Raw genomic sequence first — 14449 nt, forward strand, 5'->3', positions numbered from 1 at the left:
CGGCGAGTTCGCCGTCCGTGCAGGCCGAAAGTTCAAGACTCACCGCGCGTCTGCGGTCAGCGCCTTCACCACCGCGCGGTCGAACGTCCTCGCCTGGTCGGGCCGCAGGATCTGCCGCATCGCGAACATATGGTTCAACGTCTCCTTCTGGAGCTCGCCCATCGCGCCGTGCGAACGATCGACGGCCGCCGCGACCTGCGGCCCATTGCCATGCTCGACTTCGATGGCGTCGGCGAGCCGCGCGTTGTCGGCCCTGAGTTCCAGCTCCAAGGCACGCCTTCGAACGGCGAAGCGGGACTCCAGCGTCTCGAGCTTGGTCCGTTGAGCCTCGTCCAACCCGAGCCCGTCGTGGAGCAAGCTGTGAAGCTCCACGCCCGGGCTCGGTGGCGATGGGAACATCTCGCGTCCAGCCCACACGCCTGCGACCGCCGCCACGAACGCGATCAGCATCGTTCGCCGGGCGCCGCTCGTCACTGGAACGCAAGCAAGGTCGAAGGCGCCAACGGCGTGGCAGGCCCGAAGGGTGTTAGCGTCGGCACCTGCGCAGTCGCCGCTGCGGACGACAATCCGCCGCCCATTACTCCCAAGGCGACCGCGCCTACCGCCGCCAGCATGCCGGACCGCAGCGTCACCCCGCCGCCCGCGCGCTGCTCCGCCGCGATCAACCGCATGACATCGCCTTCCAGTTCAGCGAGCCGGGGATGAAGCGGCTGCTCGGCAAGGCGGCGCAACGCGCTGTCTAAATCCATATCCATGTTCATTCCTCCGTCGTGCTCACATCCAATACGCACGGCCGGCGAACACCCCTCGAATCCGACGTGAACGAATGTCACGAAGCGGCCCCTCCCCCCGGGCGCGGCGGCGCACTCTTCCATTGCGTCCAATCGTTCACAGCTCGCACGCAGGCCGGCAATCCACGCGTCCCGCTGTTTCAAAATTCCCTGTTTCACCTTTGTTGGCAGGCAGAGCGCAGCTACGGCGGCAACCATGGTGTTCGCCAGGTCATGGCGAGGCGGCTACTATTATGTTATGTGCGTGGCGGCTGCGGGCAACGGCATGGCCGTGCATATGTCGATGTTTGTCGCGACCAGATAGCGCGATTGGCAACAAGGCGCCGATATTGCTCGTGAGCCGGGCAGCGGCACATGACCATTCCGCTGTCCGCAGGAGTTGGGCGACGGCAAGCGGAATGGTCCAAGAACGGGCAGCGGCGATAGATCGACACTATCGTCTTCTGGAGGAAATGGAGGGGCATGTCTGTGTCTGGACCCCACCGAGGAGGCGGTTTAGCGCGTGCTGAACGACTGTGGTGAAAGCATCCAGCACCAAAGGAAAAGCCCTTGTCTAAAAGCTCATTCTAACCGTCGCTCGCGCCGTCGTTGGCGCACCGGGCATGATGTTGTTGTCGTTGTAGGCGGACGAGAAATAGTTGCTGTTGAGGAGGTTCTCGACGTTGATTTGCGCCTCGATACGGGGGGTGAGTTTGAAGAATGCGGCGGCATCGACGCGGGTGAACGCAGGCAGGACGGCGGTATTGCTGACGGAGGTGAAGCTTTTGGACTGGCGGTAGACACCGACCCCGGCCCCCAAGCGGGGGGTAAAATCGTAGCGGGTCCAGAGCGAGGCCTGCTGCTTGGGCACAAGCGGTACCTCGCGGCCGGCAGGGGCCGCGCTCGTCGTCTGTCGAATCTTCGCGTCCTGCAGCGCATAGCCGGCACTGACCTGCCATTGGGGTGTGATCGCGCCGCTGAGGCCGATCTCGAGCCCTTTGCTGCGCTGCGCGCCCGTAAGCACCGTCCGCGTGGCGTCGTTGGGGTCGGTCGCGCGGGTGTTGGTGCGGTCGAGCCGGTAGACGGCAGCGGTCAGGTTAAGCGTTGGCAGAATATCCCATTTGAGGCCAAGTTCGTAATTGTCGAACTTCTCCGGCTCCAGCGCGGCGCTTGTTATGTCGAGCGATGAAAACTGATCACCGGACTGGGGCAGGAAGGACCGGCTATAGCTGGCGTAGATCGATACGGGTTGCGCCGGCTTCAGCACCACGCCTAGACGGGGAGACCAGAGAGTGTCCGTCCGGCTATAGCTCTGCCCAGCGACCAAGTCGTCGACTCTGAGCTTGAAGCGGTCGCGGCGAACGCCGCCGATGACATCGACATGCTCGCCGATCGAGACCTGGTCCTGCACATAGAAGGCAGTGGCGTCAGCGTTTGTCCGGATCGACCGGTAGCCGGTAGTGGCGGTGGTGCGCAGCGTGACCGGCGGCACGGTTATTCGGTCGGCCAACCCCACAAAGACGCGCCGGCCCCCGTTCACGATATCGCCGCTTCCGAAAAAGCCATTGATCCGCTGGTTGCGCGTGCGCTGATCGCCATATTCGAAGCCGGCGAGCAGCACATGGCGAACGGGTCCGGTCGTAACCGTCCAGACGAGATCGTTCTGGTTGAGCAGGTTTTTGCGCGTCGTGGGATCGCTATAGGCTTCAAGGCCGACGCTCTGGACGCCCCCGCGCAGGGTGACCGGGGTTACCGCGAAGGCATTTCGATAGAGCTTGTCATAGTCGCCATACAGGACCCGACTTGTCAGAATCAGGTTGTCGCCGAACCGATGCTCGATGCGCCCGCTCAGAACCTTGGCCTCGAAATCGCTGACGTTGAACCCCGGCACACCGAAGAAGGTGTCGCGGAAGCCGGTGAGGGGGCGGGAGGGGCTCGTCAGAGAGCCTTGCGTAGCTGAGGGGACGCCCCGATCGATCGTGCGCTTGTCATTATTGTATTCGAAGCCCAGGTCTATCCGGGTGGTGGCGCCAAGTGAGAGCGCGACGGTGGGATTGATCGCAAACCGGCGTCCGTCGTAGAAGTCGCGGTTGCTGCTGAACTCCTCGTAAACGGCGTTCAGCCGAGCGGAGGCGGACCCACTGATCGGCTGATTGATGTCGGTATCGACATACCATGCGCCATATGTGTCCGCCGAGCCGCTGCTGCTGATGAAGGCGTTGGCACCCGGGCGCTTGGTGACGCGGTTGACGATCCCGCCCCCACCGCCGCGCCCGAAGATCATCGCGTTGGGGCCTTTCAGAACCTCGATCCGCTCTGCGTTGTAGAGGCCGCGGTAATATTGCACGTCGTCACGCAGGCCATCGACGAAGAAATCCGCGGTGCTGTTGTTACCGCGCAGGATGATCTGATCGCGGTGGCCTTCGCCTTGAGAGATCACCGCGCCGGGTACATAGCGAAGCACGTCGGCGATCGAGCGCATCGCCTGATCGTCAATCTGCGCCTCGGTGATGATCGACGCTGCCTGTGGAACGTCCTTGAGACTGGTCGGTGTGCGGGTGGCGGTGCTGGTCGCATCGACTTGGTAGCCGCCCCGGACGCCGGTGACGATGATTGTTTGGCGGGCGTCCGTAGCCTGGATGGCTGGCTGATCCTGGGCCGCCGCGGGCACGGCCATCAATCCAAGGCCTAGCGCACCGCTTAATCCACTTCTCCTCATTTCACCCCCTTTTGCGAATCGCTCTCACTCGTTGACTGCGCCCTATGGAGGATGCGAGTGCATTGCAATAGCATAATGATCTGGCGAGGATGAGCGATGACGATGATGGTGCGCATCGACCCCGAAGTTGGGGACACCGAACGGATCGTGGTGCGCCTGCTGCGCCGTTATGCGGTGTGCCGCCAGGTCGGTGAGCAACCCCTGCCGTCGCTCACCAGATTAGGTGGCGTATTGCTGCTTCTGAAGCGGACGGACGCTGAGCCGGCTTTGGGCAGCTCAGATATACCGCACGGTTTGCCAGGTGCGCTTGTCTGGGTCGTTGCGAGCACACGCCGGCTCTCAAGCCCGGCGGCTGTTGACGCGATCGACGTGACCACCCAGGCGGGGTTGCGTGATCGGGCGTTGATTGGGCTCATGGTCTATTCGTTCGCGCAGCCGCTTGATTTCAGCCGGGGCAATTGCGGGGGGCGTGGTCAGGCAGCTTTCATCGAAATGGCGCATGGTGGCCTTGTCGATCACCCCGACGCTATAGAACGCTTCGGCCATGCGCGCGCAGGCCTATAACGTGATTGCATTTGGCCCAAATGGCCGGAAGATCTTCGCACATCATCGCGCGACATGATCCGGGACAGGCCGTTGCCTGACTGGTGCAAGTATAGTAGAATCCATATCAATGAAGCGGCTCGCTTTCCTCTTGCTGCTGATCGGCGCGGTGCTGGGCCTTGCGGCGCAGACGCCAGCCCGCGCGCTCGCACCCGACGCCGATGCCAAGGTCGCGGCAGCGATAGCGGCAATGCCTGATTGCATGGAAAAGATGGATCATAAGGCGCCGGACAAGCCATGCGGCTGTACGAAGGCCGACTGCATCGCGGCCATGCTCGGGGCCGCGCCGCTTTTTACGGCTGCCGCCCTCGCTAGTTCATTGGGCGCAACCGATGCGTCCGCTTCTAGGCCAATCGCCGAGCGGGTCGCTCCTCTCGCCGGTCAAAATCTCGGACCCGAACCTCCTCCGCCAAACCACCTGATCTAAAGCTGCCGCCGCGCACGGACTCGAGCCGGATAGACGATTGCGAGCATTGCCGGCGGCGTAGATTATCACTGAGATCAGGACAAGAATCATGTGGATTATTACTGTCGCCGCGTTCGGCGCGGCGCTCGCTAGCGATTCCGCGCCTGCGGAAGCAACAAAGCCGAACACGGCCGAATATCAACTCGTCCAGACGCCAGGTCCGCGAGGAACTGTTCGCTGGGTTAAGATCAAGGCTCCACCCGCGAGCGTCCGATGCTATGGTCGCGTCCGCTATAAGCTTGTCCAGCTTCCCGGACCACGAAGCGGAACGCGTCTGGTGAAGCGTTGCGCATCAGAACAACCGAAGCGCGGGCCAGCCTCGACACCTGATTATTGACAGGGCTCGCCATGAAAAGATGGTTGCTAATTCTCGCTGTGGCGTGCGTCGCGGCGGAGGCAAGTGCGTCGCCGCTCACGTTTCAGGAGGCACTTGAGCGGGCGCGAGCGACCGCGCCCAGCATTGCCGCACGCGACGCCAACGTGCGCGCAGCCCGATCCGCTGCCGACGCGGCCGATGCCTTGCCGGATCCCAAGCTAGACCTGTCCCTGCAGAATGTGCCGGTCACGGGCGCTGAAGCGTTTTCGCTGGGGCGCGACTTCATGACGATGAAGACCATCGGGATCAGCCAGGACATTCCCAATCTCGCCAAGCGTCATGCCCGACTTGGCCGTGCGGAGGCGGATATAACTGCAGCAGAGGCGAACGCTGCGGTCGAAGCCCGTGATGTCCGCACGGCGACGGCACTGGCGTGGGTCGATCTTTATTTCGCCGAGCGGCGCCTCGCGATCCTCGACATGCTCGACAAGAGCATCGACGACATTGCGGATACGGTGGCGGCGCGGATCGCGGCAGGCAGCGCGCGGCCTTCGCAGGGGCTTGAGCCGCGCCAGCTCAAGGCGAGCGTCGCGGATCGGCGCAATGATCTTGAGGCCGAGGTCGCGAAGGCCAAGGCGGAGCTCTCGCGCTGGACCGGCGATCCGGATCCCAGTGCGACGGGCGATCCTCCCAACTGGGCGATCGATCCCAACCGCCTGATCGCAGCGATAGGCGCCCTGCCAACGCTTCAAACGCTCGATGCCGCAACAGCGCAGGCCGAGGCCGATGTGCGGCTCGCGCGCGCCGAGAAGCGGCCCGACTGGTCGGTTAGCCTAGGCTATAGCAAACGGGAGCCTAATTTCTCCGACATGGTGTCGGTCGGGGTCTCGATTGGCCTGCCGCTCTTCTCCAAGCACCGGCAGGACCCGATCATCGCGGCGCGCATGGAGCAGGCGAACAGTGCAAGGCTCGAGCGAGAGGCGGCCGAGCGCGAACTTCGGGCCAAGCTACAGACATATCTCGCCGAACACCGTTCCCATCATGAACGCTACATGCGGGCGACGCAGACGCTGGTTCCCTTGGCTGTGCAGCGGGCAAAGCTCGACCAGGCGAGCTATGCTGCAGGCCGAATAGATCTTGGAACAGCCCTCAGCACCACCGTCGCTGTTGCCGAAGCCGAGATTGACGAGCTCGACCGCGAAGCAGCGGTTGTACGCGACGGCATCCGCATCAATCTGACTTACGGGAAGGACTCCCAATGACGATCGTCAAAAGCCGCCGCGCCAGAATCGGCGCTGGCATTGCCGCACTCGCGCTCGCCGCCAGCATCGGCGGCTATTTGCTGATAAAGCCCGCGGACGAGAGCGCCAATGCATCGGGATCCGATCGCAAGATTCTCTACTGGTACGACCCGATGATCCCGGCCGAGCGTCACGAGGGGCCAGGTCTCTCCTCAATGGGAATGAAGCTCATTCCCAAATATGCCGATGATGGAGCAGCAAGCGCGCCCGGCGTGACGATCGATCCGCGCGAGGTGCAAAATCTCGGCGCGCGGATCGTCGAGGCGAAGTATGGCACGCTTCCCTCAGGCGTTACCGCCACTGGCATCGTTGCCTACAATGAACGGGAGGTTGCGATCGTTCAGGCCCGCTCCGGCGGGTTTGTCGAGCGCGTCTATGGGCTTGCGCCGAATGATATCGTTCGAGCGGGCGCCCCGATCGCTGATGTGCTGGTTCCCGAATGGGGCGGCGCGCAGCAGGAATTTCTAGCGCTCCAGCGAACGGGAAACACGGAGCTGGCCCGCGCCGCGCGGCAGCGGCTGATCCTGCTCGGCATGGAGCCGGGACAGGTTGCCGCAATCAGCCGGAGCGGGCGCGTCCACAACATCACGACGATCCGCACACCGGTCGGGGGCGCGGTCAAGACGCTCGGTGTACGCCGGGGCATGGCCTTGTCCGCTGGCGAGACACTGGCCGAGGTCAATGGCCTGGGTACGGTCTGGGTAAATGCGGCCGTGCCGGAAGCAATGGCCGGACAGATACGGACTGGCACGCCAGCGCAAGTGATGCTGACAGCTTTTCCCGGGGAGACGTTCACCGGGCGTGTTACGGCGATCCTGCCCCAGGCAGATGTCGAAAGCCGGACTCTGACGGCTCGTGTCGAGATCGCCAATCGTGGGGGGAAGCTGCGCCCGGGAATGTTCGCCACTGTATCGTTCAGTGGGCAGCAGCGTTCCTCCCTTCTGGTGCCGAGCGAAGCGGTGATCCGAACCGGCACACGCAACCTCGTCATGCTCGCCCTTCCGGGTGGCCGCTTCCGACCCGCCGAGGTGCGTGTCGGCCCGAGCGCTGGCGGGCAGACCGAAATCCTTGCGGGGCTTGCCGAAGGCGAAAAGGTCGTCGCTTCAGGGCAGTTCCTGATCGACTCGGAGGCGAATCTCGCCGGCGTCGAGGCGCGGTCGATCGGCGAAGCCGGTGCGGCCGATCCCGCCAAGACAGCCCCAAAGCAGGGCCGATATCAGACTAGCGGCACGATCGAGAAGATCGCGGCCGATGGCGTCACCATGGCACATCGAGCCGTCCCGGCCCTCAAATGGCCGGCAATGACGATGACGTTCCGTCCCGCCGACCCCGCGTTGATGCGCGGTTTCAAGCGCGGCGACCGCGTCCGCTTCTCGTTCGACCAGACGTCGGAGGGCGCGATCCTGCGTACGATCGCCAAGGAGACGGGCCAGTGATCGCGCATGTCATCCGCTGGTCAGTCGCCAACCGTTTCCTCGTTCTTATCGGCGCGCTTCTTCTGCTCGTCGCAGGCCTGTTCGCGCTGCGCGCGACGCCGGTCGACGCGCTGCCCGATCTTTCCGACGTCCAGGTGATCGTGCGCACCACCTATCCGGGGCAGGCGCCGCAGATCGTCGAGGATCAGGTCACCTATCCGATCGCGACGACGATGCTCTCGGTGCCAGGCGCCAAGATCGTGCGCGGCTATTCGTTCTTCGGCGACAGCTATGTCTATATCCTGTTCGAGGACGGAACCGACCTCTACTGGGCGCGCTCGCGCGTGCTCGAATATCTGAACCAGGCGCAGGCGAGCCTACCCGAGGGGGCGAAGAGCGCACTTGGTCCCGACGCGACGGGCGTGGGCTGGATCTACGAATATGCGCTGGTCGACCGAACCGGACGCCGCGACCTCGCGCAGCTTCGCTCGCTGCAGGATTGGTTCTTGCGCTTCGAGCTGAAGACGATCCCCGGTGTGGCCGAGGTCGCAACCATCGGCGGCATGGTCAAAGAATATCAGGTCGTCCTCGATCCGGTGAAGCTCGCCGGCTACGGGATCACCTACAGCGAGGTGGTCGAGGCAATCCGCCGCGCCAACCAGGAAACCGGCGGCTCGGTCGTCGAGATGGGCGGCGCCGACTACATGGTGCGCGCGAGCGGCTATCTCGGTTCACTCGACGATTTCCGGGCCATTCCGCTTAAGACAGCGGCGGGCGGGATTCCGGTCACGCTCGGCAATGTCGCCACCATCCAGATGGGGCCGGAGATTCGGCGCGGCGTCGCCGAGCTGAACGGCCAGGGCGAGGTCGCGGGCGGCGTGATCGTGATGCGCTCGGGCAAGAACGCCCGCGCGACGATCGAGGCGGTCAAGGAGAAGCTGGCGGAGCTGAAATCCAGCCTGCCGCCGGGCGTCGAGATCGTCCCCACCTATGATCGTTCGCAGCTGATCGACCGGGCGGTCGAGAACGTGACCAGCAAGCTGGTCGAGGAGTTCGTGGTCGTCGCGATCGTCTGCGCGCTGTTCCTCTGGCACGTCCGCTCGGCGCTTGTCGCGATCCTGACTCTGCCGCTGGGCGTGTTTGCCGCGCTCATCGTGATGCGAGTCCAGGGCCTCAACGCCAACATCATGTCACTGGGCGGAATCGCGATCGCGATCGGCGCGATGGTCGATGCCGCGATCGTGATGATCGAGAATGCACACAAGCGCATAGAGCACTGGGAGCATGATCATCCCGATCAGAAGCTTGAGGGTGCCAACCGCTGGAGCGTCATAACCGAGGCCGCGATCGAGGTCGGTCCCTCCCTCTTTGTGAGCCTGCTGATTATCGCACTGTCGTTCATTCCAGTCTTCACCCTTCAGGGTGAAGAGGGACGGCTGTTCGCACCGCTCGCCTTCACCAAAACCTATGCGATGGCGGCAGCCGCCATGCTCTCGATCACACTGGTGCCGGTGCTGATGGGTTGGCTGATCCGGGGGCGAATCCCAGCTGAGCAGGACAATTTCATCAATCGCGGCCTGACCCGCGCTTATCGCCCCGCGCTCGATTGGGTGCTCGCGCGCCCGAAAGCCACGCTTGGCATGGCACTCCTCGTATTGCTCAGCACCGCTTGGCCCTTGAGCCAACTCGGCAGCGAGTTTATCCCGGCGATGAATGAGGGTGACCTGCTCTACATGCCGTCGGCCCTTCCCGGCATCTCGGTCGACGAGGCCTCGAAACTGCTCCAGCGCACCGACCGCTTGATCAAGACGGTGCCCGAGGTCGCGACCGTGTTCGGCAAAGCCGGCCGGGCCGAGACCGCCACCGATCCCGCGCCGATCGAGATGTTCGAGACAACGATCCAGTTCAAACCGCGCGATCAGTGGCGGCCGGGCATGACTCCCGAGAAGCTCGTGGGGGAACTCGACCGGACGGTCCGGGTGCCTGGACTGACCAATGTCTGGGTGCCACCCATTCGGAACCGGCTCGATATGCTCGCAACCGGAATCAAAAGTCCGATCGGTGTCAAGGTGTCGGGTGCCGACTTGGCTGCGCTCGACCGCGTCGCACAGCAGGTGGAGCAGGTCGCAAAGACAGTGCCCGGTGTGTCGTCCGCCTTTGCCGAGCGGCTGACCGGCGGGCGCTACATCAATATCGACATCGATCGAGCCGCGGCCGCCCGCTATGGGCTCAACATTGCCGACGTCCAGGCGATGGTCTCGGGCGCGATCGGTGGCGAAACGATCGGCACGACGGTCGAAGGACTGGCGCGCTATCCGATCAGCGTCCGCTATCCGCGCGGGCTGCGCAGCAGCGTCGAGGACTTGCAAACGCTGCCCGTCCTCACGCCCTCGGGCCAGCAGATTACGTTGGGCTCGGTCGCGACACTCGGCGTCTCCGAAGGCCCGCCGATGCTCAAATCCGAGAACGGTCGGCCCTCGACTTGGGTCTATGTCGATGTGCGCGGCCGCGATCTTGGATCGGTGGTGAACGACCTTCAAAAGGCAGTCGCGCATCAGGTGAAGGTGCCGCCAGGTGTCTCGATCGCCTATGCCGGCCAGTTCGAATATATGCAGCGCGCGGCCGAGCGGCTGAAGATTGTCGTGCCGGCCACTTTGCTGATCATTTTCGCGTTGCTTTATGCAATCTTCCGCCGCTTGGACGAAGCCGCGTTGATCATGGCAACGCTCCCGTTCGCGCTCACGGGCGGTATTTGGCTGCTTTATCTACTCGGATACGACCAATCGATTGCGACGGCGGTAGGGTTTATCGCACTTGCCGGCGTCGCCGCCGAGTTCGGCGTGATAATGCTGATCTATCTCCGCTCCGCCCTCGCCGAGCAGCCGCCCAACCCGTCTGAAGAGGAAATCTACAATGCGGTTCACGAGGGTGCGCTGCTCCGGGTGCGACCCAAGGCAATGACGGTGGCAGTGATCATAGTCGGTCTGCTGCCGATCCTGATCGGCCACGGCGCAGGCTCCGAAGTAATGAGCCGCATCGCTGCTCCGATGATCGGCGGCATGCTGACTGCGCCGTTGCTGTCGATGTTTGTTATCCCCGCTGCCTATCTGCTGATGCGGCGGCGGGAGGTGAAGGCGAAGTCCTATTCCAAGAACGCTCAACCCTGAAGGAGAAGACGATGACGACACTATCTGCAATGACTGCGTTCGGGCTCGCGCTGCTGCTCGCCGCTTGCGGCGAGAAGGCCGAGACCAATGCGACCGCGACGAACGCCGCAACACCCGAGGCATCGGGCGAGGCGACCGGCATGGGCAACGTGTCGGGCGAGATGGGCAATATGGCGATGCCGGCCGCAACGACCGCGAAGGGCAGCGGCACCGTCAAGGCGATCGACAAGGCGGCGGGCACGATCACGCTCGACCATGGTCCGATCGCCGAGGCGAACTGGCCGGCGATGACGATGGCGTTCAAGGCCGCTCCGGCGTTGCTCGACAACATTCAGGTTGGCGACAAAGTAGCGTTCGATCTGAAACTGGAGGACGGCGCCGGCGAAGTGACAGCGATTTCCAAGCAGTAGCTGGGCATCCGCTGTGGTCTACTAGATAGCGGCGCGGCCGGCGAACGGCGATCGTCCGATCGAGAACAGATGCAGATGCCGCTGCCTTGGCACAGGCGGCAGAGCCGTGAGAACGTAGCGCATCGCGCCGCAGAGGCATCCGCCCTCAAGGATCTGCTGCCCTGCATCCTCGCACGGCGGCTCGCCAAGGTCAGGCATCGGCCATTCCCGGAGGGAGCGCACGATAGAGCGTAGAGTGATGGCATTTGAGCAGCTTGGCCGCCTCGCGCACGGACGTGCCCTCGCCGACCAAGCGCTCGCCTAGTGCGATCTGATCGGGCGTCAGCTTGGGAGGTCGACCGAACCGGACGCCCCGCGCCTTCGCGGCGACGCGTCCGCTGCTAGTGCGCTGGTGGATCAGCTCGCGCTCAAACTCGGCGATGCCGGCGAACACCGTCAGCACCATGCGGCCAGCGGGCGAGGTTGTGTCCGCCCACGGCTCAGCCAGCGAGCGCAGGCCAGCGCCGGCCTCATTCAGTTTCGCGGCTATATCGAGAAGATCCTTTGTCGATCGAGCAAGCCGATCGAGACGCGTCACCACCACAACGTCGCCATCGCGGAGCTGGTCCATCATCCGCGCCAACTCGGGCCGATTACGCTTCGCGCCCGACACCTTCTCTTCATAGGTGCGGCGGCACCCGGCGTCCTTCAACGCGGCGCGTTGCAGCCGTAAATCCTGATCGTCAGTGGAGACGCGCGCGTAGCCAACAAGCATGTCGCGAATGTGCATCGAAATGCCTGTCTTTAGCAACAGACTTCCGCGACACCGCCAGCGCTGGAAAAGCCTGTAGATGTCAGCGGTGAATAGCACGGTTCTGTCAGAGCTAAGTGACACCGATAACGAGCGTGCTGCGGGCGACTTCGACCACATCCTCGGTGATGACGGTCAGTTCGTTGAGGCGCAGGATACGCTCGATCTGAACGAACAGGCGGTGAAGCAGGCGGAAGTTGCCGCCGGTCATGCGCACGATCGCAGCGACCGCTTGGGCGTCGGTGAAGTCGGCATCATCCAGTGACAGCCCGAGGTCGCGCCATCGCCGCGTCAGCACAAACGTCAGCTCCTGGTCCTGCAAGGGCCGGTAGTGGTGGGCGAAGCCTACGCGGCTGAAGAGCTGCGGGTAGCGCGACATGCGTTTGTCGATCCCCGGCATGCCGATCAGGATAAGGCCGATCCCCCGGCGGTCGAACAGGTCGCGCAGCCACTCCAGCGCCGTCGTGGTCAGCCGCTCCGCTTCGTCCACGATCAGCAGTTCGACGTAGCGGGTGGTGTGATCGATGATCTTGCACTTGCCCTCGATGCAGGGGCGGACGTGATCGTCGATGCAGATGTCGGCGCGATCAATGAGCGCCGGCACGTCATGTCGCAACTCGCGCAGGCTGCAACTGACGGTCGGCGTGAAGAAGACGGCTCGCGATCTGGCGAGGTGGGCATTGACCTTCGCCTCGTCCGGCCCGCGCCTGCCCCACGCCTCGACGGTTTCGGCGGCAACGTCCCAATGGGCGTAGCGACGGGCGGAGAGCGTCTTCCCAACCCCGGCGGGTCCATGGCACAGGCCGATATAGCGGTGCTTACGGACGGCATCGGCGAACTCGGTAAAGCGCCGATGCTCTTGGGTCGCGATAAAACTGGTGGCGCGCGCCGTACCCATCAATCACCTTCGCTATAGGTGCGCAGGCGCGTCCCCTTGGGCCGAGGTGCGACTTCGGCGCTGGGCAGCGGAGCCGGTGTCACCGGCAAAGTCGGGCGAATGACGAGGGCTGGGAAGAAGTCGGCGATGCGGACCTTCCGCTCGCCGATCTCGCTTCGCAGGCGACGGCGGTGCGCGACGCGGGCGGCCTGTATGTCCTTGAGGGTAATGCTGTCGCCGGCATGGTCGGCGCTCACCGCCCGGCACAGGAAGGCGTTGCGATGGAAGACCCGTATTTCGCCCATGTCGCGGGGATCGTAGCGGATCGTCACAGGCTCCCCGACATACGCCGCGAGCGTTGGATCAAAGTAGCGCAGCCCCTCGAAGCGGATGCCGTCGCGATGGACCGTGCGGGATTTGGCGACCATGACCAGCAGCGCGTCCAACTCGGCCAGCGTCTCTGGCATCCGGGGCAACCACCCGTCGCCGCGCCATGCCTCGACCGGGGCAATGCCGATCGCGCGATGCGGACGGGCATTGTAGGTCGAGACGATGTAGGCGCCGATCGCTGCGTCCAGCTCTGCGAGCGACAGGCGGGGCGGCGAGGCCGGCTTGCCGTTGCGAAGATTTCCCGGCAGCTCGGGTAGTAGCTCAGTATTGATGGTGCGGAACAGTCGTTCGATCTTGCCCCGTCCCTGTGGTCGGGCAACGCCCGAGTAGATCAGACGGAAGCGCAGGTCGGCCGATGCCTGTTCGAGGTGGAGGCTGGTGAAGTCCGATCCGTGATCGACGTGCAGCACGTCGGGGATGCCACACACCGGCCACGCCGGATCAGCCTTGCGCCAGATCGCCTGCCGGAGCGCGAGCGATGTGTTGAGCGCGGACGGTGCGCCCAGCATCACCATGTAGCCGGCGATCGCTCGCGAATGATCGTCCAAAACTGTCGTCAGCCACGGTCGGGCCTCTTTGCCGTCGGCGTCGAGGATCAGGATATCGAGCTGCGTGTGGTCGGCCTGCCATGTCGCGTTGGGCCGGACGGCCCGGTGCCGATGGACCAGCTCGTACTTGTCGCGGAACGCGGCTGCGCCCTCGTGCGCCAGAGTCGCCATAGCCGGATCGATCCCACCCACGATGCTACGCACGCTGCCGTAGGATGGTGCCCGCCATCCCCGCTCGCTGGCCAGGCCGGCGATGCGTCGGTGGATGGTCGCGATCGATGGCGGCGGCTTCAGGAGTGCCATGCCTTCGATCAGCTCGACCAGCTCTTTTGGGAAGGTGCGCTTACCGGCTTCCGGTCGCGGCGGACGCACGAGCCCGGCAGGTCCATCGGCGCGGTAACGGGCGATCCAGCGCCGGGCGGTGCGGATCGGGATGCCGGCATCGGCTGCCACCCTCGTCAGTGGCACGCCATCAACGAGATGCGGTCGCAACACGGCCATGCGCTTTGCGACCTCGGCGCTTCCAATTTCCAGCCCTCGATCATCCGCCATGGTGATCTACCCCGTCCGATAGAGGATCGTTCAGCGTACAGGCCGGACCCACCCCGGGCGGGCCACAATCCCGGGCTGGGCCGAGTCTCACAAGACTGGTACTATATCTTTTGCATTGATGGGGC

General features: G+C 64.0%; 11 protein-coding genes and 1 pseudogene. 6 read left to right on the forward strand and 6 right to left on the reverse strand.

Annotated elements, in window-relative coordinates; all coding sequences use genetic code 11:
- Positions 1-39: 39 nt before the first annotated feature.
- From B7X90_RS14365 to B7X90_RS14375, 3 genes are all read right to left on the reverse strand, one after another.
- Positions 40-450: a periplasmic heavy metal sensor gene (locus tag B7X90_RS14365; protein ID WP_047100384.1), complete on the reverse strand. Its 411-nt coding sequence runs from the start codon at positions 448-450 to the stop codon at positions 40-42.
- A 20-nt stretch (positions 451-470) separates the two neighbouring features.
- On the reverse strand, positions 471-755 hold the full coding sequence (locus B7X90_RS14370) for a hypothetical protein (RefSeq protein WP_047100482.1): 285 nt from the start codon (positions 753-755) through the stop codon (positions 471-473).
- Positions 756-1344: 589 nt separating this feature from the next.
- On the reverse strand, positions 1345-3447 hold the full coding sequence (locus tag B7X90_RS14375) for a TonB-dependent siderophore receptor (RefSeq protein WP_292625519.1): 2103 nt from the start codon (positions 3445-3447) through the stop codon (positions 1345-1347).
- Positions 3448-3843: 396 nt separating this feature from the next.
- On the opposite strand from B7X90_RS14375, the pseudogene B7X90_RS14380 reads away from it, so the two are divergent.
- From B7X90_RS14380 to B7X90_RS14405, 6 genes and pseudogenes are all read left to right on the forward strand, one after another.
- Positions 3844-3924: pseudogene (locus B7X90_RS14380) on the forward strand (integrase); the annotation flags it as partial.
- Positions 3925-4162: 238 nt separating this feature from the next.
- Positions 4163-4519: a hypothetical protein gene (locus B7X90_RS14385; RefSeq protein WP_292625521.1), complete on the forward strand. Its 357-nt coding sequence runs from the start codon at positions 4163-4165 to the stop codon at positions 4517-4519.
- Between the two features lie 387 nt (positions 4520-4906).
- The gene (locus B7X90_RS14390; RefSeq protein ID WP_292625523.1) at positions 4907-6136 is read left to right on the forward strand and encodes a TolC family protein; all 1230 of its coding nucleotides are present in this window, start codon (positions 4907-4909) and stop codon (positions 6134-6136) included.
- Entirely contained in the window at positions 6133-7611 is a 1479-nt protein-coding gene (locus B7X90_RS14395) for an efflux RND transporter periplasmic adaptor subunit (RefSeq protein ID WP_292625525.1), read from the forward strand. Before B7X90_RS14390 ends, B7X90_RS14395 begins: the two co-directional genes overlap by 4 nt.
- Positions 7608-10757, forward strand: a complete 3150-nt coding sequence (locus tag B7X90_RS14400) for an efflux RND transporter permease subunit (RefSeq protein WP_292625527.1) — start codon at positions 7608-7610, stop codon at positions 10755-10757. Before B7X90_RS14395 ends, B7X90_RS14400 begins: the two co-directional genes overlap by 4 nt.
- 11 nt (positions 10758-10768) lie before the next feature.
- Positions 10769-11167: a copper-binding protein gene (locus B7X90_RS14405; protein ID WP_292625529.1), complete on the forward strand. Its 399-nt coding sequence runs from the start codon at positions 10769-10771 to the stop codon at positions 11165-11167.
- Between the two features lie 190 nt (positions 11168-11357).
- Here B7X90_RS14405 and B7X90_RS14410 read toward each other — a convergent pair whose 3' ends face one another.
- The 3 genes from B7X90_RS14410 to B7X90_RS14420 all read right to left on the reverse strand — a co-directional run bounded on the left by B7X90_RS14410 (position 11358) and on the right by B7X90_RS14420 (position 14324).
- A complete protein-coding gene (locus B7X90_RS14410) occupies positions 11358-11921 on the reverse strand; it encodes a recombinase family protein (RefSeq protein ID WP_292625535.1) in 564 nt (187 codons plus the stop codon).
- 109 nt (positions 11922-12030) lie between these two features.
- Positions 12031-12855: an AAA family ATPase gene (locus tag B7X90_RS14415; protein WP_292625531.1), complete on the reverse strand. Its 825-nt coding sequence runs from the start codon at positions 12853-12855 to the stop codon at positions 12031-12033.
- Positions 12855-14324, reverse strand: a complete 1470-nt coding sequence (locus tag B7X90_RS14420) for a Mu transposase C-terminal domain-containing protein (protein ID WP_292625533.1) — start codon at positions 14322-14324, stop codon at positions 12855-12857. Before B7X90_RS14420 ends, B7X90_RS14415 begins: the two co-directional genes overlap by 1 nt.
- Between the last annotated feature and the right edge of the window lie 125 nt (positions 14325-14449).

The organism is Novosphingobium sp. 17-62-19 (genome assembly GCF_002256775.1).
GTDB lineage: Bacteria > Pseudomonadota > Alphaproteobacteria > Sphingomonadales > Sphingomonadaceae > Novosphingobium.

What these genes read in the sequence shown, in the direction of transcription:
- B7X90_RS14365 (WP_047100384.1), bottom strand. Translation starts at nt 450, where the DNA reads ATGCTGATCGCGTTCGTGGCGGCGGTCGCAGGCGTGTGGGCTGGACGC.
- B7X90_RS14370 (WP_047100482.1), bottom strand. Translation starts at nt 755, where the DNA reads ATGGATATGGATTTAGACAGCGCGTTGCGCCGCCTTGCCGAGCAGCCG.
- B7X90_RS14375 (WP_292625519.1), bottom strand. Translation starts at nt 3,447, where the DNA reads ATGGCCGTGCCCGCGGCGGCCCAGGATCAGCCAGCCATCCAGGCTACG.
- B7X90_RS14385 (WP_292625521.1), top strand. Translation starts at nt 4,163, where the DNA reads ATGAAGCGGCTCGCTTTCCTCTTGCTGCTGATCGGCGCGGTGCTGGGC.
- B7X90_RS14390 (WP_292625523.1), top strand. Translation starts at nt 4,907, where the DNA reads ATGAAAAGATGGTTGCTAATTCTCGCTGTGGCGTGCGTCGCGGCGGAG.
- B7X90_RS14395 (WP_292625525.1), top strand. Translation starts at nt 6,133, where the DNA reads ATGACGATCGTCAAAAGCCGCCGCGCCAGAATCGGCGCTGGCATTGCC.
- B7X90_RS14405 (WP_292625529.1), top strand. Translation starts at nt 10,769, where the DNA reads ATGACGACACTATCTGCAATGACTGCGTTCGGGCTCGCGCTGCTGCTC.
- B7X90_RS14410 (WP_292625535.1), bottom strand. Translation starts at nt 11,921, where the DNA reads ATGCTTGTTGGCTACGCGCGCGTCTCCACTGACGATCAGGATTTACGG.
- B7X90_RS14415 (WP_292625531.1), bottom strand. Translation starts at nt 12,855, where the DNA reads ATGGGTACGGCGCGCGCCACCAGTTTTATCGCGACCCAAGAGCATCGG.
- B7X90_RS14420 (WP_292625533.1), bottom strand. Translation starts at nt 14,324, where the DNA reads ATGGCGGATGATCGAGGGCTGGAAATTGGAAGCGCCGAGGTCGCAAAG.